The organism is Streptomyces sp. WZ.A104, from assembly GCF_002382885.1.
In the GTDB taxonomy this organism is placed as follows: Bacteria; Actinomycetota; Actinomycetes; order Streptomycetales; family Streptomycetaceae; genus Streptomyces.
The window spans coordinates 137,651-158,822 of sequence record NZ_NWVL01000006.1 but is presented as its reverse complement, the minus strand read 5'-3'; the positions used below and the strand labels follow the sequence as shown (position 1 = coordinate 158,822).

At 72.5% G+C, this 21,172-nt stretch carries 18 protein-coding genes; all 18 read left to right on the top strand.

The features are described 5' to 3' along the window. Positions 1-181 precede the first annotated feature (181 nt). Positions 182-2,020, top strand: a complete 1,839-nt coding sequence (locus CIB93_RS05165; protein WP_306454801.1) for a glycoside hydrolase family 15 protein — start codon at positions 182-184, stop codon at positions 2,018-2,020. After that, positions 2,017-2,550, top strand: a complete 534-nt coding sequence (locus tag CIB93_RS05160) for a hypothetical protein (RefSeq protein WP_143659992.1) — start codon at positions 2,017-2,019, stop codon at positions 2,548-2,550. The genes CIB93_RS05165 and CIB93_RS05160 overlap by 4 nt, the downstream gene beginning before the upstream one ends. Next, complete coding sequence (locus CIB93_RS05155) at positions 2,550-3,863, top strand: ATP-binding protein (protein WP_143659991.1); 1,314 nt, start codon at positions 2,550-2,552, stop codon at positions 3,861-3,863. Before CIB93_RS05160 ends, CIB93_RS05155 begins: the two co-directional genes overlap by 1 nt. Continuing rightward, entirely contained in the window at positions 3,863-4,288 is a 426-nt protein-coding gene (locus CIB93_RS05150; protein WP_096624488.1) for a roadblock/LC7 domain-containing protein, read from the top strand. The genes CIB93_RS05155 and CIB93_RS05150 overlap by 1 nt, the downstream gene beginning before the upstream one ends. A gap of 23 nt (positions 4,289-4,311) precedes the next feature. Further along, complete coding sequence (locus CIB93_RS05145) at positions 4,312-4,641, top strand: DUF742 domain-containing protein (protein WP_179499974.1); 330 nt, start codon at positions 4,312-4,314, stop codon at positions 4,639-4,641. Beyond that, entirely contained in the window at positions 4,619-5,221 is a 603-nt protein-coding gene (locus tag CIB93_RS05140; protein ID WP_257002029.1) for an ATP/GTP-binding protein, read from the top strand. Before CIB93_RS05145 ends, CIB93_RS05140 begins: the two co-directional genes overlap by 23 nt. Further along, positions 5,218-6,411 (top strand): cytochrome P450, encoded by a 1,194-nt coding sequence (locus CIB93_RS05135; protein WP_096624482.1) that lies wholly within the window; start codon positions 5,218-5,220, stop codon positions 6,409-6,411. The genes CIB93_RS05140 and CIB93_RS05135 overlap by 4 nt, the downstream gene beginning before the upstream one ends. A gap of 15 nt (positions 6,412-6,426) precedes the next feature. Further along, positions 6,427-7,662, top strand: a complete 1,236-nt coding sequence (locus CIB93_RS05130; RefSeq protein WP_096624480.1) for a cytochrome P450 — start codon at positions 6,427-6,429, stop codon at positions 7,660-7,662. Between the two features lie 23 nt (positions 7,663-7,685). Next, entirely contained in the window at positions 7,686-8,195 is a 510-nt protein-coding gene (locus CIB93_RS05125) for a LuxR C-terminal-related transcriptional regulator (RefSeq protein WP_107470940.1), read from the top strand. After that, entirely contained in the window at positions 8,192-8,857 is a 666-nt protein-coding gene (locus tag CIB93_RS05120; RefSeq protein WP_096624478.1) for a hypothetical protein, read from the top strand. The genes CIB93_RS05125 and CIB93_RS05120 overlap by 4 nt, the downstream gene beginning before the upstream one ends. Before the next feature lie 375 nt (positions 8,858-9,232). Beyond that, complete coding sequence (locus tag CIB93_RS05115; RefSeq protein WP_096624476.1) at positions 9,233-9,406, top strand: FxLD family lanthipeptide; 174 nt, start codon at positions 9,233-9,235, stop codon at positions 9,404-9,406. 245 nt (positions 9,407-9,651) lie between these two features. Next, a complete protein-coding gene (locus tag CIB93_RS05110) occupies positions 9,652-12,582 on the top strand; it encodes a lantibiotic dehydratase (RefSeq protein WP_257002033.1) in 2,931 nt (976 codons plus the stop codon). Continuing rightward, a complete protein-coding gene (locus tag CIB93_RS05105) occupies positions 12,579-13,847 on the top strand; it encodes a lanthionine synthetase C family protein (RefSeq protein WP_096624474.1) in 1,269 nt (422 codons plus the stop codon). The genes CIB93_RS05110 and CIB93_RS05105 overlap by 4 nt, the downstream gene beginning before the upstream one ends. 16 nt (positions 13,848-13,863) lie before the next feature. Further along, positions 13,864-15,939, top strand: coding sequence for a methyltransferase, FxLD system (gene fxlM, locus CIB93_RS05100; protein ID WP_096624472.1), 2,076 nt, complete (start codon positions 13,864-13,866; stop codon positions 15,937-15,939). A gap of 73 nt (positions 15,940-16,012) precedes the next feature. Next, the gene (locus CIB93_RS05095; protein ID WP_096624470.1) at positions 16,013-17,170 is read left to right on the top strand and encodes a hypothetical protein; all 1,158 of its coding nucleotides are present in this window, start codon (positions 16,013-16,015) and stop codon (positions 17,168-17,170) included. Beyond that, a complete protein-coding gene (locus CIB93_RS05090) occupies positions 17,167-18,048 on the top strand; it encodes an endonuclease (protein WP_107470939.1) in 882 nt (293 codons plus the stop codon). The genes CIB93_RS05095 and CIB93_RS05090 overlap by 4 nt, the downstream gene beginning before the upstream one ends. 161 nt (positions 18,049-18,209) lie before the next feature. After that, positions 18,210-18,884 (top strand): pentapeptide repeat-containing protein, encoded by a 675-nt coding sequence (locus CIB93_RS05085; RefSeq protein ID WP_096624468.1) that lies wholly within the window; start codon positions 18,210-18,212, stop codon positions 18,882-18,884. A 386-nt stretch (positions 18,885-19,270) separates the two neighbouring features. Beyond that, positions 19,271-21,154, top strand: coding sequence for an ABC transporter ATP-binding protein (locus CIB93_RS05080; protein ID WP_257002032.1), 1,884 nt, complete (start codon positions 19,271-19,273; stop codon positions 21,152-21,154). Positions 21,155-21,172 lie beyond the last annotated feature (18 nt).

Sequence of the window (21,172 nt, the reverse complement as noted above, 5' to 3'; positions counted from 1 at the left end):
GCTCTCTGCCGATGAACGCGGCGAAGCCGCCCCTCCACCATGCCCACCCGCAACCGCCCGGTCTCTTCCGGGCCCGTAGAGATCGGACACCATGGAAAGCCGCCTCATGTCTCCGCACCAATCCCTGCCTCTCGGGGCAGCGGTTGCCGGTGCGCTGATCCCGACCCCCAGGAACGCTCTGGTGCGGCCCCGGCGAGTGGGACGGATCGAGGACCACGGCTTCATCGGGAACATGCGGACGGCCGCCTTGGTCGACCGGGACGGCGCCATCGACTGGATGGGCCTGCCCCGCTTCGACTCCCCGGCCCACTTCACGAGCCTGCTCGGGACCGAGACGCACGGGTTGTGGCGCATCGGCCCGGTTGGTGCGGACGGTGCCGCGCCCGCAGCTGCGGACCGGCGGCGCTACCTCGACGGCACGCTGATCCTGGAGTCCACCTGGATCACCCCGACCGGAACGGTCCAGGTTCTCGACTTCATGCCGGCCACCGGTGGGGCGCCGCAACTGGTCCGCATCGTGCGCGGCGTCAGCGGCAGGGTGCCGATGCGGTCCCTGATGCGGGCGCGCCCCGGGTACGGGATCCGCGTGCCGCGGATCGAGGTCGACGGCCGCCGGGCGAGCGCCGACCTCGGTGACGGCCGGCTATGGCTCGACACCTCCGCGCCCACTCGTGAGGCCGACGGTGACTTGTCGTCGGAGTTCACCGTGTCCGCGGACGAGCGCGTCGCCTTCGCCCTGTCCTGGGAGCAGGGCCACGATGCCCCGCCGCCGAGGCCGGACGCGACCGGGCTGATGAAGGCGACTGCGGACTTCTGGAGGGACTGGATCTCCCAGTCCACCTACACCGGGCCCCACCGGGGAGTCGTCGAGCGGTCCCTCATCACGGTCAAGGCCCTCACCTACGCGCTGACCGGCGCCATCGTGGCTGCGCCGACGACATCGCTGCCCGAAGAGATCGGCGGCGTGCGGAACTGGGACTACACATTCTGCTGGCTGCGCGACTCCGCCCTCATCGTGGAGATGCTCCTGGCCTGCGGCTTCGTGCAGGAGGCCAGGGAATGGATCGCCTGGCTCCGGATGGTCATCGGCGGCCACCCCGAGAACTTGCAGGTCATGTACGGGGTCGGCGGCGAGCGAGACCTGCCCGAGACCGTACTGCACTGGCTGCCGGGCTTCGAGAACTCGGCCCCGGTCCGGATCGGGAACGGCGCCGTCAAGCAGCTGCAGCTGGACATCTACGGCGAGGTCATCAACACCCTGCACGCGGCGCAGCAGCGCGACCCGAGCCTGACGGCGGTTGTCGCGCCACTGATCACGGACCTGGTGGGCTGCCTGGAGACGTGTTGGGAGGAGCCGGACGAGGGGGTGTGGGAGGTCCGCGGCCCGCGCCGGCAGTTCGTCCACTCCAAGGTCATGGCCTGGACCGGCTTCGACCGGGCGGTGCGGCTCGTCGAATCCGGGGCCTGCCAGGGTCCGGTGGAGCGGTGGCGGGAGATCCGGGACACGATCCACGAGCAGGTCTGCCGCGACGGGTACGACGAGCAGCGGAACACCTTCACGCAGTCGTACGGCTCGTCGGCACTGGACGCCTCCCTGCTGCAGCTGGCCATCACCGGCTTCCTGGCCCCGGACGACAAGCGGCTCATCGGCACGATCGAGGCGATCCAGCAGGAGCTGTCCATCAAGGGCGGGTTCCTGCTGCGCTACCACACCGAGGGCGCGGCGCCGGGTGTCGACGGCCTGCCCGGTGACGAGGGCGCCTTCCTCATCTGCTCGGGGTGGCTGGTCACCGCTCTCGCTCTCATCGGGCGCGTCGACGAGGCCGAGATCCTCCAGGACGGCCTGCTGCGGGCCCGCAACGACCTCGGCCTGCTCGCCGAGGAGTGGGACCCCGTCAACGAGCGGCAGCTGGGGAACTTCCCGCAGGGCTTCTCGCACGTGGCGATCATCCAGTCCGAGCTTGCCCTGGAGACCGCGCGGTGTGGCCGGGAGCTGGTCGGGGCAGGGGCCGGGCGATGAGGGCGGCCTCCCTCCGCCCGGCGGGGTTTGCGGCTGCTGGCCCCGGAGCCGCGTCGCCCTCGTACGGAGGCTGCCCCGGACCGCAGGAGATCACCATCGGCGACCTGTTCCCCCTGAGAGTGGCGGACGAGCCCTTCGCCGCGGTGATCGGGGAACACTTCGACACCCTGACGATTCCCCGTCGCGCCGCGCTGGAAGTCATCAGCCGCTTCGAGGGGTTCCGGCCTCATCCGGTGGGCGCCGCCGTGGCCCGTGCGTGCACCGACGAGTGGGTCCTTATCCTCCCGCCCGGCTCCGGCTACGGCATGCAGTGGAGCTGGCCGGCCGAGCACCGTGACGAGGGCCTCCTCGAGGTCCCGCCGCGCGCGGCCGGACCGGGCGACGACCTGCGCTGGGCCCGCTTCGGCAACGCGCAGGGACGGGTCTTCAGCGCCCCGTTCCTGCTGATGGCCGCCCTGTGTCCGCCGCCCGCGACCCGCCCTCCGTACTTCGTACCTGCCCGAGACGATCGCACGCCCGTGGGGATCTGATGAGCACTCTGATAGAAGCCGCAGCGGTTGCCGTGCCGTCGGCGCTGGCCCTGGCGGGCGGAGGCGCGGTCTGGCACTTGCGGGGGTCCCTGCGGGCGGAGCGCCGCCGGTCCGACAGGTTGCAGCGGCATGCCGAGAACCTGACCCGGCAGTTGCGGGCCGCCGAGCTGATCCTCGGGCAGGTGGCCGACGAGGTGGTGCCCGCGATCCAGGCGGCCGTCGTCCGGCCCGGCGCCGGACAAGGCGTCGACTTCACGCTGCCGGACGCCCTGACGGGCACCGTGATCGCCGACCGGGTGCGTGCCGTCGTCGCTTCGGTGGCCGCGGCGATGCGGCAGGTGCAGTACGACGCGGAGACCGCCACCAGTGTTCAGGTGTCCCAGGTCAAGCAGGACGCCGACGCAGCGGCCGCCGAAGCCCAGCGGGCTGCCGAGGAGGCCGCCCAGGCGGCGGTGCGCAGCTTCGCCGCGTCCTTGGTGGTGATCGCATCGAAGGTGAGCCGGCAGATCAGCGAGGGGGTGCGCCGGCACGCGGGCGGGGAGGCATACGAGACGCTCGTCACCATCGACCGTCTCGTCCAGCAGCTGCTGCTGGTGGCGCAGAACTACGTGATTCTCGGCGGGGGAAAGCTGTCGAGGCGCTGGCCGGCCACCACCTTCACCGACGTGGTCCAGGCGGCGATGGGCCACCTGGAGGGGTTCGAGCGGATCAAGCACGAGGAATCCGATGTCGCCCTGACCAGCCGGGCAGTCGGGCCGGCCGTCCACACGATCGCGGTGCTCCTCGACAACGCGCTGAAGTACTCGCCCTCCTCGGCCTCCGTAGACGTGCGCCTGCTCAACGGGCACCACGGCCTGACGGTCCGGATCGACGACGCCGGCCTGCAGATGAACCGCGAGGCCGTGATGGCCGCCCGCCAGACCCTGAACGGTCAGAAGACCGCGCCGGTCACCCAGCACGGGGCGCACCCGCGCACCGGGTTCGCGGTGGCCGCGGTCCTGGCCCGCGAGTACGGCTTCAGCGTGGACCTGGAGGCCCCCAACTCCTACCGGGGCACGAGCGTCCAGCTCTTCTTCCCCAGCCACCTGCTCACCCATGTCCCCGAAGAGCCGGCCGCCAGCACGCAGCCCGCGCCAGCGGTGCCCGCGCCGCAGACCACTTCCACTGGCCTGACCGTCCGCCGGCGCGGCGCGGCCCTCGCACCGCGGCAGCCCACCGGTGACGAGCACGCCCAGCCGGGCCGACCGAGCGTGGTCGCCGCCTGGGCCGCCGGCACCAGCCGCGCGCGCCCCACCACCCCCGAAGGAGCCTGATGTTCACCGACACGCACGCCAACAAGCTCGGCTGGCTGCTCGACGAGCGGTTCGCCACCCTCGACGGAGTCCAGTGCGCGGTCCTGCTCAGCACCGACGGCATGCTGCACTCCCGGACGTCCTCCATCGGTCACGACCAGGCCGAGCGGCACGCGGCCATCGCCGCCAGCCTGCGCGGCGCCGCCCGCACCTACAGCGAGGAGTTCCGCGGCGGCGGGCTGCGTCAGCTCCTGCTGGAGCTGCACGAGTACGTCTGCCTGATCACACAGGCCGGCCCGAACGCGCTCCTGCTCGTGCAGACCACCGGCCCGGACGTCGACCTCGCCGCGATCGCCCATCAGATGGGCGAGCTCGCGGTGAGTGTCGGCGACCGGATGGCCGTGGAGGCCCGGACGCCGGTACGGGACGCGCAGGCCGCGGGGTGAGCGGGCCGCGGCGGGACCCGGACATGGTGCGGCCCTTCGTACGGACCGGAGGGCGTGACCGCCCCAGCCGGCCGGACGTGCGCCTGGAGTCCCTGGTCCTCGCCGCGACCGGCCCGGCCGACGGGCTACGCCTGAACCACCGCCGGGTCCTAGCCCTGGCCCAAGGCGTACGGGGCGGCCTGGCGGTGGCCGACATCGCCGCCGTCCTTCAGCTCCCGCCGTCCACCGTCCTCATCCTCGTCTGCGACCTGATGGACAGCGGCCACCTGATCAGCCCTGTCAACGCCCGCGACGACCAGCCCGACATCGACATCCTCAAGGAGGTGCTCCGTGGTCTACGAACCAAGGTCTGAAGTCCGCCCCACCACCGCGGTGCACTCCGCGAAGATCGTCGTCGCGGGCGGCTTCGGCGTGGGCAAGACCACCTTCGTCGGGTCCGTGTCCGAAGTGCCGCCCCTGCACATGGACGAGCCGATCACCCAGGCCAGCACAGGGGTGGACGACCTCGCCGACGCCCCGCAGAAGCAGACCACCACCGTCGGCGTCGACTTCGGCCGCATCCACATCAGCGCGACCCGGGTGCTGTACCTGTTCGGGACTCCCGGCCAGACCCGGTTCCGGCCGCTGTGGCAGAGCCTGATCGAGGGCGCTCTGGGCGCCCTGGTCCTCGTCGACACGCGCAACCTCGACGCCTCCCATGAGCACCTGGCCCTCCTGGAAGAGCACGCCGTCCCGTACGCCGTGGCGATCAACCGGTTCGACGACGCACCCGCGTATCCGAGCGAGGAGATACGCCAGGCCCTCGCTCTGGACGTGGACACCCCGCTGACCGCCTGCGACGCGCGCGTGGGCCGCTCCGGCTACCTGGCCCTGATCGAGCTCGTCACCTACCTGACCGCCCGCCACCTCCGCCTCCTGGAGCGCCGCCCGTGACCACCGCCCCACCGCCGTCCCGTATCGCGCTCTACGAGGCCGAGTTCGCCGCCGACCCGCACGCCGCCTACGCGGCGATGCGCCTCGCGTACGGGCCGCTCGTGCCCGTCGACCTGGCGCCCGGCGTGCCCGCGACCCTGGTCATCGGCTACGACCAAGCCCGCCGCATCCTCAACGACGAGGTGCGCTTCCCCGCCGACCCGCGGGTGTGGGAGCAGGCGGTCCCCGACACCTGTCCCGTGCGGCCGATGATGGAGTACCGCCCCAACGCGCTGCGTTCGGCCGGCCCCGCGCACTCCCGCTACCGGGCGGCGAACGCCTCCGCCCTCGACGCCGTACACCAGCACCGCCTGCACGCCCTCGTCCAACGGGTCGTCGCCGAGACGATCGCCGACTTCCGCGCTGCGGGCCGTGCCGATCTGCTGGCGCAGTTCGCGTGGCCGCTCAGCTTCCGGATCCTGAGCGCGCTGCTGGGCTGCCCGGACGAGCTCGGCCTGCGCATCGCGGACGGCATGGCCAAGATCTTCGACGGGGTGAACGCGGCGGCCGGCAACCAGATGCTGGCCCAGGCGGTGTCCGAGCTCGTCGCCCTGCGCCGCAGCCGGCCCGCCGAGGACATCACCTCCCGGCTCATCGCCGACCCGGCCCGGCTCGACGACACCGAGATGGCGCACCAGCTCGTCACCCTGTACGGCGCCGGCATCGAACCGCTGACCAACCTGATCACCAACACCCTGTTGAAGATCCTCACCGACGAGGACTTCTCCGCGACCGTGCACTCCGCCGGCGCCTCCGTGCGCGAAGTGCTGGACACCGTGCTCTACCGCGACCCGCCGCTGGCCAACTACTGCATCACCTACCCGCCCCAGCCCGTCCACCTCGACGGCATCCTGCTGCCCGCTCACCAGCCGGTCGTCATCTCCATGGCCGCGTGCAACAACGACCCCGCCGCCCTGAACGGAGGCGGGTCCGGTGACCGGGCCCACCTGTCGTGGAGCACCGGCCCGCACGCCTGCCCGGCGCGCTCCCTGGCCTACCTCATCGCCGAAACGGCCGTCACCGACCTGCTCGACGCGCTGCCCGAGATGGACCTCGACTGCCCTGCCGACGAGCTGACCTGGCGCCCGGGCCCGTTCCACCGCGCGCTGACCCGCCTCCCGATCCGCTTCCCCGCCCTCGCCGCAGCCTGAAGGAGAAGTCCTCCCATGTCCCAGCCCACCGCCCCGATCGTCCTGGACCCCACCGGCGCCGACCACCACGGCGAGCACGAGCAGCTCCGCGGCCACGGCGCCGCGGTCCGCGTTGACATCCTCGGCGTGACCGCCTGGTCGATCAACGACCCCGTCCTGCTCAAGAGCCTGCTGAAGAACCCCGACGTCTCCAAGGACGCCCGCGCCCACTGGCCCGGCTACGAAGAGGCGATACAGACCTGGCCGCTCGTGCTGTGGGTCGCCGTCGAGAACATGTTCACCGCGTACGGCGATGACCACCGGAGGCTGCGGCGCATGATCGCCCCCGCCTTCTCCGCTCGCCGCATCGACGCCCTGGCCCCCGTCGTCGAGACCATCGTGGAGGCGATCCTCGACGACCTCGACGCCCTGCCCACCGGCCAGAGCATCGACCTGCGCGAGCACCTGGCCTACCCGCTTCCCCTCGCGGTCATCGGCCACCTCATGGGCGTCCCCGCCGACCAGCGTGCCCACTTCCGCGGCGTCGTCGACGGTGTCTTCGACACCACCCTCACCGCCGACGAGGCCGCCACCAACACCACGAACCTGTACGAGGTCCTGGACCAGCTCATCGCCACCAAGCGCGCCGACCCCGGCGACGACATGACCTCCCTGCTCATCGCCGCCCGTGACGACGACGGAGACGGGCACGGCCTGTCCGACGCCGAGCTCCGCGACACCCTCCTGCTGATGATCAGCGCGGGATACGAGACCACCGTCAACGTCCTCGACCAGGCCATCAGCCTCCTGCTGACCCACCCCGACCAGCTCGACCAGCTCCGCGCCGGCCGGTCCGAATGGGCGGACGTCGTCGAGGAGACCCTGCGCCTGGAGCCGGCCGTCAAGCACCTGCCGATGCGCTACGCCGTCAACGACATCGTGCTGCCCGACGGCCAGACCATCGCCAAGGGCGAGCCGATCCTCGCCTCCTACGCCGCGGCCAACCGCCACCCCGACTGGCACGGCGAGACCGCCGACGACTTCGACATCCGCCGTGGCAACAAGGACCACCTCGCCTTCGGGCACGGCGTGCACTTCTGCCTCGGCGCCCCTCTCGCCCGACTGGAGCTTGCCACCAGTCTGCGCAAGCTCTTCACCCGCTTCCCGGACCTCGAACTCGCCGTCCCCGCCGACCAGCTCAAGCCGCTCGGCTCCCTGATCAGCAACGGCCACGAGCAGCTGCCCGTCCGCCTCCGCCCGTCCGCGGCCTGACCAGCACCCGACCAGGAACCCAGATGACCACCACCGTCGCCGCCCCAATCACTCCGCTCACCCGGGCTCAGAAGCGGGTCGCCGCCCACCTCGTGTGCGGGCTCACCAACCCGGAGATCGCGGGCGAGGAACACCTGTCCGGTGACACGGTGAGCTCCCACGTCCGGGTGATGCGCGAGAGCCTGCACTGCCCTCCGCGCTCCTCCCGCGCGGTTCTCGCCCATACCCTGCTCAGCCACCAGCAGGTGCCCCCGCCCCCGCCCCCGCTGCTGCGTCGCGTCTTCGAGCCGGACGCGGACGACCTCCTGCTCATCCGCGCGATCGCCGAGCACTCCCGGCCGGACGACATCGCCCGCGCAGCGCGGATCCCGGTCGGCGAACTCCGTACCCGGACCGACGGCCTCGTGCGCAGGACGGGCGCCAGCAACGCCGCGCACCTCATCGGGCTGGCCCACACCCACGGCATCCTCGGCGGCGAAGCAACCACCACCGCTGAGCAGCCCCCGGTCCAGCCCGCCGGAGCGGTGCGATGAACACCATCACCCCCGGTACCACCGCCCTCGCCGACACGACAGTCGACCGCGACGGCCGGGCGACGTGGGCATACGAGATGCGGCCGATCGTGACGGCCGCCGACCGCGAGGCGGCCGCCGCTCTCGTCCAGGACCGCGGCCTGTGGCTCGCCCGGCGCGGCCTCGACGCGCCCACCGCCCTCCACGTCGCCGCCTTCCGGGACCACCGTACGGAGGCGGTCGGTCTGTATGAGGACGACGGCGGGGACGAAGTCCTCATCGGCTGCCTCCTCCTGCACCAGGAGCCGGATCTGCGGTCGTGGGCCGTCGACGACCCGGCTCCGGCCCTGAAGGTCTCCCTGGCCTACACCGCGCCGGGCCGCACCGACCGGGTCGGATGGCTGATGACGCTGTGGCTCGCCGCCTACGCGGCCCGCACCGGCATCGACTACGTGTACGCCGAGGCCCCGAGCCGAAGCACCGTATCCGGCGGAACCGACGGCCGGCTCCTGGGGCATCTGCGCGACCTCGGCTGGGACATGCTCGGCTCCGGCCGCAACCCGGACGGCCATCGGGTCGCCCGGCTTCGGCTGGCCGCCGCGCCGTCGCCCGGCCTGGCCGCGCTCATCTACTGCACAGTCCCCGCCGCGACACGGCGCGGGCTCGAGGAGGACGCGCGATGAGTACCCTCACGCGGCCCGGCCGGACTCGTGCCGCCCCCGGGCCGGGCTCTGCCCCCCCCCGGCGCGGGCGCTCCACCCGGCCCCGGCCGCGCCGCCGTGGCGAGGGCCCGGCTGTGGGGTCCGGTCCTCCCTCCGACGGTCCGTCCGGCGAGTAGCAGCGCTACGAGGTAGGCGCCTACGGCCTGCCCCTGCGCAGCCGCCCCTCCGCCCCCGGCCCGCCTGCCCAGGTGAGACCGGAAAAGCTTCCCGCCGCGGCTTCGCGTCGGGTTGGCCAGAACCCGGCGGACGGAGCCAGCCCTCCGGCTACGCTCCGGCCTCCCGCCTCTGGCAGCGCCACCAAGTCAGCAACACCCCATCTATCAACGAGGAGTTGACATGACGCGCAACATCGCGCAGAGCACCACCCAGGTCCAGGAGCCCGTGGCTCAGGAGGACGGGTTCACCCTGAACGTCAGCCTGCTGGAGGTCTCCGACGCCGCCGGGCTGACCAACCTGACCGACGACAACTGCGGCACCACCTGCGGCGCCTGCACCACCAACGTCGCCTGACCTGGGCCATCCGGCCTGAACCTGGCCAGGGCCGCCACACCGATGGTGCGGTGGCCCCGGCCGCCCCTCCCGCCCGGCTCAAGGAGGCATTCGTGACTGCACCACCGGCATTCCGGGCCGGCGCGACCGCCCTCGTGCGTGCCGTCGCACGACCGGCCCCGGCCGAGACTCCCTTCCCGGACTTCGACGACCGCCCCCTCCCCAACGCCGGTCAGGAAGACATCACCGCCAGCCGTCTCGCGTGGGTGCGCGCCGTCTGGAGCGAATCCGCCCTGGCCGAGGCCGTGCGGCACGCCAGCCCGGACCTGGGGGCCCAGGTCGAGACTCTGTGCGCGTCCCCGTCTCCCTCCGGGCGCGACGTGCGGCGCGTCGGGCTCTCCCTGGTCCGTTACCTGCTTCGGGCAGGGCACCGGGCCACGCCGTTCGGTCTGTTCGCCGGCGTGACCACCGCCGCCTTCGGCGACCGGACGGCCGCCGTCTGGGGCGAGGATCATGTGGTCGTCGCGCGGGCCGGCGCCGAGTGGCTGTCCCGGCTGGTCGAGCAACTGGAGGAGAGCGGAGAGCTGCTGCCGTGGCTGTCCGTCATGGTGAACAACACGGCCTTCGTACGGGACGGGCGCCTGATCGTCCCGTATCAGGACGACGGGCGGCGGGCGGTGGAGGCGTCGATCGAGCTGTCCGCCCCGGTGCGCAGTGCCCTTGCCGCAGCGGAGGAGCCGGTCCGGTTCGAGGACCTGGCCGAGAAGCTGGGCGCGGAGTTCCCTGGTGTGGTGCCCGAGCGGGTCCACGGGCTGCTGGTAGGGCTGATCCGGCGGCGCGTGCTGATCACGAACCTTCAGGCGCCGGCAACCGAGACCGACGCCCTCGGCTACGTCCTCGCCCAGCTTGACGCGGCCCGGGCCGACGCCCTCGCCCCGCTCGTCGGCAAGGTCAGAGACCTCCGCGCCGTCCACGCGGCGCTGCCGAAGTGCGCCTCGGCGGATGACCGGGAGGAGGTGGCCGTCCGGATGCGGCGGCTGGTGCCGGGCCTTCGCCGCCACCCGCTGGCGCTCGACCTCCGCCTCGACGCACACCTCCGGCTCCCCAAGGAGGTGGCGCGCGAGGTCGAGCGGGCCGCCATCGTCCTCACCCGGCTCAGTGCCCGCCCGTACGGGGGGCGCGGGCTGGGTGAGTACCACCAGCGGTTCTACGAGCGGTACGGCATCGGCACGATGGTGCCCCTCCTCGATGTCGTCGCCGACAGCGGCATCGGCTACCCCGCCGGCTACCCCGGGGCCCCGGCAGGCGCCCGCCGACGGCGGATCTCCCCCCGGGACGACGTGCTGGTCCGCCTCGCCCAGGCCGCCGCGCTCGACGGGCACGACGAGGTGGTGCTCACCGACGAGATGGTGGACGCCCTGGACGTGGGGCCGAAGGAACCGCGGGTGCCGCCGCACCTGGAGATCGGCGTACGGCTGCACGCGGCGAGCGTCGACGAGATACAGCGCGGCCGGTTCACCGTGGAGGTCACAAGCGTGTCCCGTGGCGCCGGGGTGAGCACGGGCCGCTTCGCCAGCGTCCTGGATCCCGCCGCGCGCGAGACGCTGTGCGCGGGGCTGGCCGACCTGCCTGCCGCCGATTTCGGCACTGACCCCGCCCAGCTCTCCTTCCCTCCGCTGCTGCCCGACACCGCGCACGTCACCCGGACCCCCCGCGTCCTGCCGCTGCTGATCAGCCTGCAAGAGCACCGGCCGCCCGCCCCGGACGTGCTCACTCCAGCCGATCTCGCGGTGGCCTGCGACGGCCGTCGGATGTACTTGGCCGCCCCGGGTCTCCGCCGTCGCATCGAGGCCGTGGGCATGCACGCGCTCAACCTCACCGAGCACACCCCGCCGCTGGCCCGGCTGCTTACCGAGCTCTCGCGCGGCCAGTGCGCCCAGGTGACCACCTTCGACTGGGGCGCTGCCGCGACGGCGCCGTTCCTCCCGCGCCTGCGCTACGGCCGCATCGTGCTCTCCCCGGCCCGGTGGCGGCTGGAAGCGGCCGACCTGCCCGGCCGGGACCGTCCCACAGCGGAATGGAACCTCGCGCTCGGCGAGTGGCGCAGCCGCCGACGCCTGCCGCAGCACGTGCAGCTCGTCCAGGGCGACCGGCTCCTCCCCCTTGACCTCGCCCAGGCCGCCCACGGCAGTCTGCTGCGCCGGTACCTCGACCGTGCCTCGGCCGTGGTGCTCACCGAGGCGCCAGGGCCGCAGGCGTACGGCTGGAGCCAGGGCCGGGCCCACGACATCATCGTCCCCCTCAAGGCGACCCGGTCCGCTGCCTGGCCGCCGCTGCCCCAGCCGGCCCCGGCCCGCACCCTCACGCGGGCCCAGTCGCAGATGCCGGGCGCGTCCTCGGTGCTGCTGGCCGCCCTGTATGGGGACCTGCGCCGTCAGGACGCCGTGCTGGCCCGGCACGTCCCCGACCTCATCCGCGAGCTCGGCTCTCCGCCGTGGTGGTTCATTCGCTTCCGCGACCCCGACCAGCACCTTCGCCTGCGCATCGCTCTGGCGGACCCGGATGGCTTCGCGGACGCCGCCCGTACGGTGAGTGCGTGGGCCGACGAGCTGCGCACGGCCGGGCTGCTGGCGGATCTGCGGTACCCCACTTCTTACCGGGAGATGGGCCGTTGGGGCTCCGGGGGCGCGTGGGGCGCCGCCGAGGAGGTGTTCCGGGCGGACTCGCGGGCCGTCGTCACCCAGCTCTCCCAGCTCCGGCGCCCGCAGCAGCGCACGCTGGTGGCCGCCCACACCTTCGCGATCACCTCGGCGTTCCTCGGCAGCCCGCAGGCCGGCGCGCGCTGGCTGATTGACCACATCCCGCACCGGGCGCCGGAGCCGATCCCAAGGCCGCAGTTCACCGAGGCCGTCCGCCTGGCCGACCCACACGACGACTTTGCCGCGCTCCGTGCAGTCCCTGGCGGCGAGGCGATCGTGGAGGGCTGGGCCGACCGTACCGCCGCGCTTGCCGCCTACCGTGAGCACCTGCCGGGCCCGGACACCGAGGGCATCGCCCTGGACGACGTCCTGACCTCCTTGCTGCACACCCACTTCGTGCGGCACGTGGCGGTCAACTTCCCCGAGGAGGAGATCTGCCTCCACCTCGCCCGCGCTGCCGCCTTGGCCTTCAACGCCCGCCCCAGGAGGACCCGGTGAACCACGACACAGTCCTCAGCCTGTCCGCGGGCATCGCCGACCGCCTCGCCCACCCCGGCACCGCACCCGCCACGGTGAGCACGCAGGCCGCCCGACAGCACCTCGCTTTCGGGCCGATCGGCATCGCTCTGCTGCACATCGAGCGGGCCGCGGCCGGTCTCGGGCCCTGGCAGCGCGCCCACGACTGGCTCGCGGCCGCAGCCCGCCAGCCGTTCACCAGCGGCGCCGACAGCCACCCCTTCTACGGCGCCCCCGCGCTCGCGCACGTCCTGGCCTGCGCCGCCGAAGGACTTCCCGGCGCCTACGAACGCGACCTCGCCCTGCTGGACCGGCAGGTCCTCGACGACGTCCAACGCCGCCTGGACGCCGCGCACCGCCGGATCGACGCCGGGCGGCTCCCGGCGCTTGCCGAGTTCGACGCGATCCGCGGGCTGACCGGCTTCGGCGGCTACCTCCTGCGCCGCGACCCGGCGGGCCCGGCCCTGCGATCGGTTCTCGACTACTGCGTACGCCTGACCGAACCGATCATCCATGAAGGGGACACCCTGCCGGGGTGGTGGACGCTCACCGGGCCCTCCGGGCGGCCGGACGACCGTTTCCCCGGCGGCCACGGCAACTCCGGCATGGCCCACGGCATCGGCTCCGTCCTGGCTCTGCTCGCGCTCTGCGTCCGTCGCGGCACCACGGTCAGCGGTCAGCGCCAGGCCCTGCGCACCATCCTGGCCTGGCTCGATCGCTGGGCCACCGCCAGCCCGCAGGACCGGACCTGGCCGTACTGGGTCACCCGCGACGAGCTGCGCACCGGCCGGCTCGCGCCCGCCGGTGCCCGGCGGCCCTCGTGGTGCTACGGAACCGTCGGCATAGCGCGTGCCCAGCAGCTCGCCGCTCTCGCGCTCGGCGATCCCGCCCGCCGAGCGGTCGCCGAGAACGCCGTCCTGGACGCTCTCACCGACCCCGAGCAGCTGTGGGCCACCACGGACTTTGGCCTGTGCCACGGCTTCGCCGGACTCGCTCACCTCACCGTCCGTACCGCCGCCGACGCCGCGCCCGAGACCGCGAACCGGCTCCGCGCCGTTCTGCCCGACCTGCTGGCCAGCCTGCTGCCGCTCGGCTCGAAACCCGAGGACGCGGGCGCGGCACTCGTTGATGGCCCCGCAGGCGCCGGGCTCCTCGACGGCGCCGCCGGTATCGGGCTCGGCCTCCTCGCCGCTTCCGGTACTGCCCCGCCCCACACCCGCTGGGACGCCTTCCTGCTCGTCGCCTGAACCCGAGAGGACCTTGATGCTCGCCGACCACTGGCAGCAGCACCAGATCACCTTCCCCGACCGGCAGACCGCGCGCGCCGCCATCGCCGACCGCCTCGGCCCCGTCCTGCGCGAGGCGGAAGCCGACCGGCAGCTCAGCGGCTGGTGGTTCATGAACAAGCAGCCCTGGCCGCTGCGGTACCTGGCCGACCAGCCTGCCCCGGCCGTAACGGCGCTGCTGGACGACCTGGTCGCGGACGGCATCGCGTCCTCTTGGACGACCGGGATCTACGAGCCGGAGACCGACGCCTTCGGCGGCCCGGCAGCCATGGCGGCCGCGCACGACCTCTTCCACGAGGACAGCCGCCACCTCCTCGCCTACCAGGCAGGCCCCGGACACCTGGACCGCGCGGAGATGGCCGTCCTGCTGATGAGCAGCCTGATGCGCGCCGCGAACCTCGACTGGTTCGAGCAGGGCGACGTGTGGAGCAACGCCGCCGCCCTGCGCCCCGGCACCTCGGCTCCCGGCCTTTCCGAGAGCCTGCTGCCGGCGATGCGGAAGCTGATGACCACCGAGGCGCGCAGCCTGTGCCGGGCGGGCGGGCCGCTGGACGGCCACGCTCAGTGGATCGCCGCCTTCGAACGGGCGGGCACGACCCTCGCCCACCTTGCCGCGCGGGGCGAACTGACCCGCGGTCTGCGCGCCGTCATCACCCACCACGTGATCTTCCACGCCAACCGTGCCGGCCTGCCTGCCGCAGACCAGCACACCCTGTTCCACATCGCACGAGAGGCAGTCATGGGATCGAGTGACAACACCGCGTCCACCCAGGCGAACACCCCCGCCGCCGATAGCGTCAGCGCGGTGAACACCGACACGCTCACCACACCCGAAGCCGACGCCGAGCGCCTGCGCAATGCCCTGGTCGACCAGATCAAGACCGAAGGCCACGCCCGGACCCCCGAGGTCGAGGACGCCCTGCGCGCGGTCCCGAGGCACCGGTTCGTCCCCGACGCGCCGCTCACCGACGCCTACACCAACGCGCCGGTGAACATCAAGTACGACACCGACGGCACGTCGATCTCCTGCGCCTCCCAGCCCAGCGTCGTCGCCCTCATGCTCGACCAGCTCCAGGCCCAGCCCGGCGAGCGCATCCTCGAACTCGGTGCCGGCACCGGCTACAACGCCGCCCTGATCGGCCACCTCGTCGGTCCCGACGGACACGTCACCACCATCGACGTCGACGACGACCTCGTCGAAGGCGCCCGCGCCCACCTCGCCGACACCGGTTTCACCAACGTCCAGGCCCTCACCCGCGACGGCGCCCTCGGCCACGCCGAGGGCGCACCCTACGACCGGATCATCGCCACGGTCGGCGCACACGGCATTCCGCCTGCCTGGCTCGAACAGCTCGCCCCCGGCGGCCGGCTCGTCACCCCCCAGCGTCTCAAGGGCAGCGTCTCGCGCTCCATCGTCTACCAGGAGCGCGACGGCCGCTGGATCTCATCCGGCTCGCAGATGAACACCTTCATGCCGCTGCGGCGCGGCATCGCCGACGACGACCGCCGCGTCATCCCCCTCTCCACGCAGAGCACCGTGCGCCTCCAGGCCCCCGCCGGGCAGCAGATCGACGCCGACGCCCTCGCCGGCGTCCTGGAACAGCCGCGGACCGAGCAGTGGACCGGGATGAAGGTCCGCGCCATGGAGAGCCCGGAGTGGATGGAGCTCTTCGTCTCCTGCTCCCTGCCCTCCGGTCTGATCCGCATGCTGTTCCCGCAGGACGCCAAGGGCACCGTGCTCACCGAGGACCCCTACCCCTCCTCCACGGCCGCCGTGGACAAGGGCGCGCTCACCTACCTCACCCGGCGCCTGCTGGACGAGAAGACACCCGAGGGCGGCAAGCTCTGGGAGTTCGGCGTCGTCGGCCACGGCCCTGGCAGCGAGGAACTCGCCTCCCAGGTCGCCGACGCCATCCGCACCTGGGACCGCGAGTACCGCGGCCGGGAAGCCGCCTTCGAGCTCCTGCCGCTCGACGCGCCCCCCATCGACCAGCGCCCCGGGAAGTTCGTCCTCGACACCCCGCTCAACCGCGTCCTCGTCACCTGGCAGTAGCCCCCCGGCGCGGGCCCGCCGACCGACGGCGGGCCCGCAGCCCCACTCGCCGTTCCCTTCCCTGGGAGTTCCCATGGACCCGTGCGCCTCCATAGCCCGGCGCTTCCCCCTCATCTCCCGCTTCCGCCCTGCCTGCCTGCCGCTCGACCAGCGCGTCCGCGCCCTGGTCGAGCTCTCCGCCACGGCCCAGACGAAGGCGGACCAGGGCCTGGCGTCCGCGGTCTACAACCAGGCTGCCCTCCTCGCCTCCGACCTCGGCCTGCCCGACCTCGCCCGCCAGTGGTGCCACCAGCACGCCGCCGCCTACCTCCACGCCACCCCCCTTCCCGGCATGACCGCGATCCGAGCCCTCGAACCCGTCGTCAACCTCGCCCGCCTCCAGATCCGCGCCGGCAACACCGACGACGGCCGCCACCGCCTCCTCGACCTCTTCGACGCCGTCAGCAACGTCGCCCCCGCAGAGTTCGAAGGCGTCCGCATCCCCGCGAAGCTGACCACCAGCGACACCGACCGCGACGAGGTACGCGCCTGGCTGTGGCGGGTGATCCTCGCCGACGGCACCCGCACCCTGACCACCGCCGGCCGCTGGACCGAGGCCCTGGCCCACATCGAGAAACACCACGGCCTCGGACTGCGGATGCTGGACGGCCGGCAGGTCGCCGTACTCGCCGCCCTCCACGGCGACCCGGACCATGCCACCGGCCTCGTCGCCGAGACGACACCCGGCGAACCCTGGGAGAACGCCGTCACCATTTGCCTGGCCGTGATGTGCCACCGAGCCGCCCACCGCCCCGTCGACGACCTGCTCCCCGAGCTGGTGAACGGCTACGTGCAGCGCGAACCCGATATCGGTACGACCGTCTTCGACACACGCCTCGGGCTGACCGTCCTGGACCTCCTCGACCAGCCCGACAGCCCCGCAGCACACCTCGTCGCCGAGGAACTGCACCGTCGAACCATGGCCGCGACCGACGGCTACGCCGCCCGCGAATGCCTGGCCAACCCCCGCTTCACCAACCTGATCTCCTCCGGGAAAACGAACGCTGCCCGCGACCTGGTCCACGCCTGCGGGCTGGACGACGGAGGGCTCCCTCAGACCTTGGCCGACAGGTTGGTCCATGCGCTTCGGGCCAGCAGCGGAGTGATCCGTGAAAGCGTGGCGTCCTTACGACCCGTTCAGCAGACGCCCCAGAGCGAGGCGTTCCTCGACGAGAAGGGCGCCGCCCGATGAGCGCCCCCGCTGAGCAGCTGTCCCTGATCACCCCGGACGAACCCTCGCACGCTCCGGCCGACGACGCCGTACGGCTGCTGCTGTTCAACGCCCAGCACGCCTCCCCGGACCGCTCCCGCCGCCAGGCCGCCTGGGTCGCCGCCCAGGAGAACGCGGACATCGCCATCTTCACCGAGGTGTCCTCCACTCAGGGCGGTGCCGCTCTCGTCACCACGCTCGGCGAGCGCGGGTACACCACCGTGATCGCCCCGCAGCCGGCGGAAGCCGACTACCGCACGGTCATCGCCTGCCGCACCGCCGACGCCCAACCAGTCCAGAGCCCGGTCGCCGTCACGCCCCACCGGGCCCCGGCCGCCCGCGTCACGACCGGCGGCCACGACATCGGCGTCCTCGGTCTGTACGTCCCCTCCCGCGGCCCCAGAGAGCACCACAACGTCGCCAAGCGCGCCTTCCAGGACTCGGTCAGCGAGGCCCTGCCGAAGCTCTCCGCCGCCTTCCCGGACATGGCTGTCATCGTGGCCGGGGACCTCAACGTCATCGAACGCGGCCACCAGCCCCCGCACAAGGTCTTCGGCGCCTGGGAGTACGCCTTCTACGACTCCTTCCAAGCCGCCGGCCTCACCGACGCCTTCCGCCATCTGCACCCCGACAAGATCGCTCACTCCTGGTACGGGCGCACCGGCGGCGGCTTCCGCTTCGACCACCTCTTCGTCTCCACTCGCCATGCCGACCGCGTACTCGCCTGCGACTGCCACCACCAGGCCCGCGAGGCGGGCCTTACCGACCACGCGGTCATGACGCTGCGCCTCGCGGTTGCCCGGCCCCCGGTCCCGGGGTCCGAGGCCGGCAGCCACGGCCGCCATCAGGAGACGCGCTGACGCTTCGGGCACCGCCCACCGCCCGCACGCTGGCCCGAGAGACACCAGGACCGGTGCGGCCGCCCTCCGGCAGGTCTCCACCGGAGCAGAGAAGTCCCAGCCCCCGCAGGCGCCGGGGCGGCCCGACGACCGGCCGCCCGGGAGCAGAGCAAGGAGTGTCCATGAGCACCCGTACCTTCGGCACCGCCACCATCACCCTGCCCGACCTGGACGAGCCGGGCCTCTACCTCACAGGCATCGACACCCTGGACAACCCGCGGTGTGCCGTCCAGGACTTCGCCTTCGGCGACGCGGACCTCCGCTCCCTCGACCTTTCCGACACGCGGCTCGTCACCGGCCGCATCCACGGCGTCCGCGCCCAGCGCGTCGGCTTCGAGAACCTGAACCTGCACGGCGTGGAGATCGTCGGCAGCGATCTCCGCGCGGTGCGCTGGAAGGAGAGCAAGCTGACCCGTGTCGTCATCCTGGACACCAAGCTGCTTGGTGCCGCGCTGGACGGCCTGGTCCTGGACCACGTCCTTTTCGAGAACTGCCGACTCGACTACGCGACCTTCGCCAAGGTCCGCGCCACCGGCCCCGTCGCGTTCGCCGGCTGCGTCCTCACCGAGGCCACCTTCACCGACTGCGATCTCTCCGATGTCGTCTTCTCCGAGTGCGGGCTCCGCCTCACGGGATTCGGTCCCGGCCGCTACCGGGACACCGACCTACGCGGCAACGACCTCTCCACAGTGCGCGGGATCACCCACCTCACCAGGGTCCGCATCGGCCCGGGCCAGCAGCACGACCTCATCCAGGCCCTGGTGACCGAACTCGGCATCACCGTCGAAGGCGACTGAGTGCATCGATCGCGAGCCTCCGTCACCCACATGCAGCCGCAGCGCCCGACCATCGGCGTTTCGGCCAATCCGCCCCGGCCGCGTGCTCTTACGCGGCAAGGGTCGGTGCACCGTGCAGCTGCGGAGAACCGCTCAACCCCGGGCAAGGAAACCCGTCCGAAAGCGCATGTGTTCGAAATCGCTGCGGCGTCGTTGAACACGCCGACACCACCATCACGTCCACGAGGGGGAACACGTTGACGACAGCCGAACCAGCCAGCGACGAGACCGAGAACCCGCCGAAGGCCCCCGTCCCGGACGGTATCTCGGACGCCGAGCGGGAGCTGTACGGCGGCCGGCTGCGCTACGACCAGTCATACGTCCGGCACGAAGGCCCGCTCACCCGGATGAAGTTCGGCCACATGGCAGCCGCGCTTCCCCGCATGGTGGCCATGGTGCTGCGCACCGGCTGGCAGACGGACCGGCGGGCGCTCGCCGGTCTCGTGGCGGCGCAGCTCGGGCAGGGCGTGACCGCCGGTTGGGGTCTGGTGGCGGTCAACAGCGTGCTCACCCGGTTGTTCGCCGACGGTCCGACCGCGGACAAGCTCCGCGACGCGTTGCCGTCGCTGGTGGTGCTCTCGGTCGCGGCGGTGGCGACCGCGGTGCTGGCGGCGTGGTCGACGGCGATGTCGGGCCGGCTGGAGCCGCAGGTGGAGCGGGCGGTGTCCGCCCAGTACTACACGGCCGTCACCCACGTCGAGGTGGAGGCGACCGAGCGGCCGGAGGTCCAGCGGGTCTTGGAGGCAGGGAAGTTCGGCACGGACTCGGCCCGCAGCATGCTCCGGCTGTCGGTCGGTGTGGGCAGCGTGGTGATCGGTATGGCGGCGGCCGCGGTCGTGCTGGCGTCGCTGCACTGGGCGTTGTTGCCGATGCTGCTGGCGATTGCCCTGCCCAAGGGGTGGGGAGCGGTTCGCTCCGCGCGCCGTGACTACCTGTCCCGCCTGAACTGGGTCGACCACCGGAGGGCGATCGCCTCCCTGCTGGCCTACCTCACCCGCCCGCACGCGGCCGGTGAGCTCCGCGTGCACGCCGCCGGTGCGAAGCTGCTGTCCAGCTACGAGGAGATGTCGAGGCAGACGGAGGCGGAGCAGCGGCGCCTGGCCCGGGCGCAGGCGTCCACGGACCTGGTCGCCGGAGGCCTCGCCGGCCTCGCGTCGCTGGCCTGCTACGGGGTGCTGTGGTGGCTCCTGGCGTCCGGCGGTCTGCCGCTCGCGGTCGGCGGGACCGCGGTGATCGCCATCCGTACCTCGACGGCGCGGCTCACGTCGCTCGTGCAGCAGGTCAACCGGCTCTACGAGGAGCTGCTGTTCCTCACCGACACCGAGGACGCCATCAAGATCGCCGGGGAGAACGCCATCCCGAACTCCGGGACGCCGCTGCCCGCGCCGGTGCGACAGGTGCGGACGGAGGCGGTGTCGTTCACCTACCCGGGCGCCGACGGCCCGTCCCTGAAGGGCGTGAGCGTGCAGGTTCCCCGGGGGAAGGTGACAGCCCTGGTGGGGGCGAACGGCTCGGGGAAGACCACGCTCACCAAGGTGCTGGCCGGACTCCTCCTGCCTACGGAAGGAAGCGTGTGGTGGGAGGGCGAGTCGGGCGAACCGGTTGAGCTCCGCGAGGCGGACCGTGCCCAGGTGTTCGCCGCGGTCGGGGTGCTGGCGCAGGACTTCCCGCGCTGGGAGATGACGGCGGCCGCGAACGTGGCCATCGGCGCAGGCGACCGCCCCCGGGACATGGACCGCGTCCGCCAGGCCGCCAAGGAGGCAGGTGTGCTCGACCTGATCGAGGGCCTGCCGCACGGCTGGGACTCGATCGTCTTCAAGGGATACGAGCGAGGTGTCCAGCTCTCGGGCGGCCAATGGCAGAAGCTGGGGGACGCTCGAACAAGGTACCGGCAGGCGCCGTTCCTGCTGGTCGACGAGCCGACCTCGGCACTGGATCCGCATGCGGAGATCGCCTCGTTCCAGGGGCTGTGGTCCCTTGCCGAGCAGGGGCACGCGGTCGTCCTCGTCACCCACCGGCTCGCCGCGACCATGAACGCCGACCACATCTACGTCCTCGACCAGGGGCGCGTCGTCGAAGACGGTACGCACGACGAGCTCATGGCCCGCCCGGGCGGCCTGTATGAGGGGATGTTCACCGCCCAGGCCGCCCAGTACGGAATCGCGCCCGCGGCCGACATGCTTCCCGGCCCCCGCCGCGTCCAGCCGTCCGACCACGAGACGGCGAGCTGACCCACCCACGCGAGCCCC

Excerpts from the sequence above, each read along its gene's own strand:
- CIB93_RS05160 (WP_143659992.1), top strand. The coding sequence starts at position 2,017 with ATGAGGGCGGCCTCCCTCCGCCCGGCGGGGTTTGCGGCTGCTGGCCCC.
- CIB93_RS05155 (WP_143659991.1), top strand. The coding sequence starts at position 2,550 with ATGAGCACTCTGATAGAAGCCGCAGCGGTTGCCGTGCCGTCGGCGCTG.
- CIB93_RS05150 (WP_096624488.1), top strand. The coding sequence starts at position 3,863 with ATGTTCACCGACACGCACGCCAACAAGCTCGGCTGGCTGCTCGACGAG.
- CIB93_RS05145 (WP_179499974.1), top strand. The coding sequence starts at position 4,312 with ATGGTGCGGCCCTTCGTACGGACCGGAGGGCGTGACCGCCCCAGCCGG.
- CIB93_RS05130 (WP_096624480.1), top strand. The coding sequence starts at position 6,427 with ATGTCCCAGCCCACCGCCCCGATCGTCCTGGACCCCACCGGCGCCGAC.
- CIB93_RS05125 (WP_107470940.1), top strand. The coding sequence starts at position 7,686 with ATGACCACCACCGTCGCCGCCCCAATCACTCCGCTCACCCGGGCTCAG.
- CIB93_RS05120 (WP_096624478.1), top strand. The coding sequence starts at position 8,192 with ATGAACACCATCACCCCCGGTACCACCGCCCTCGCCGACACGACAGTC.
- CIB93_RS05115 (WP_096624476.1), top strand. The coding sequence starts at position 9,233 with ATGACGCGCAACATCGCGCAGAGCACCACCCAGGTCCAGGAGCCCGTG.
- fxlM (WP_096624472.1), top strand. The coding sequence starts at position 13,864 with ATGCTCGCCGACCACTGGCAGCAGCACCAGATCACCTTCCCCGACCGG.
- CIB93_RS05095 (WP_096624470.1), top strand. The coding sequence starts at position 16,013 with ATGGACCCGTGCGCCTCCATAGCCCGGCGCTTCCCCCTCATCTCCCGC.
- CIB93_RS05090 (WP_107470939.1), top strand. The coding sequence starts at position 17,167 with ATGAGCGCCCCCGCTGAGCAGCTGTCCCTGATCACCCCGGACGAACCC.
- CIB93_RS05085 (WP_096624468.1), top strand. The coding sequence starts at position 18,210 with ATGAGCACCCGTACCTTCGGCACCGCCACCATCACCCTGCCCGACCTG.
- CIB93_RS05080 (WP_257002032.1), top strand. The coding sequence starts at position 19,271 with ATGAAGTTCGGCCACATGGCAGCCGCGCTTCCCCGCATGGTGGCCATG.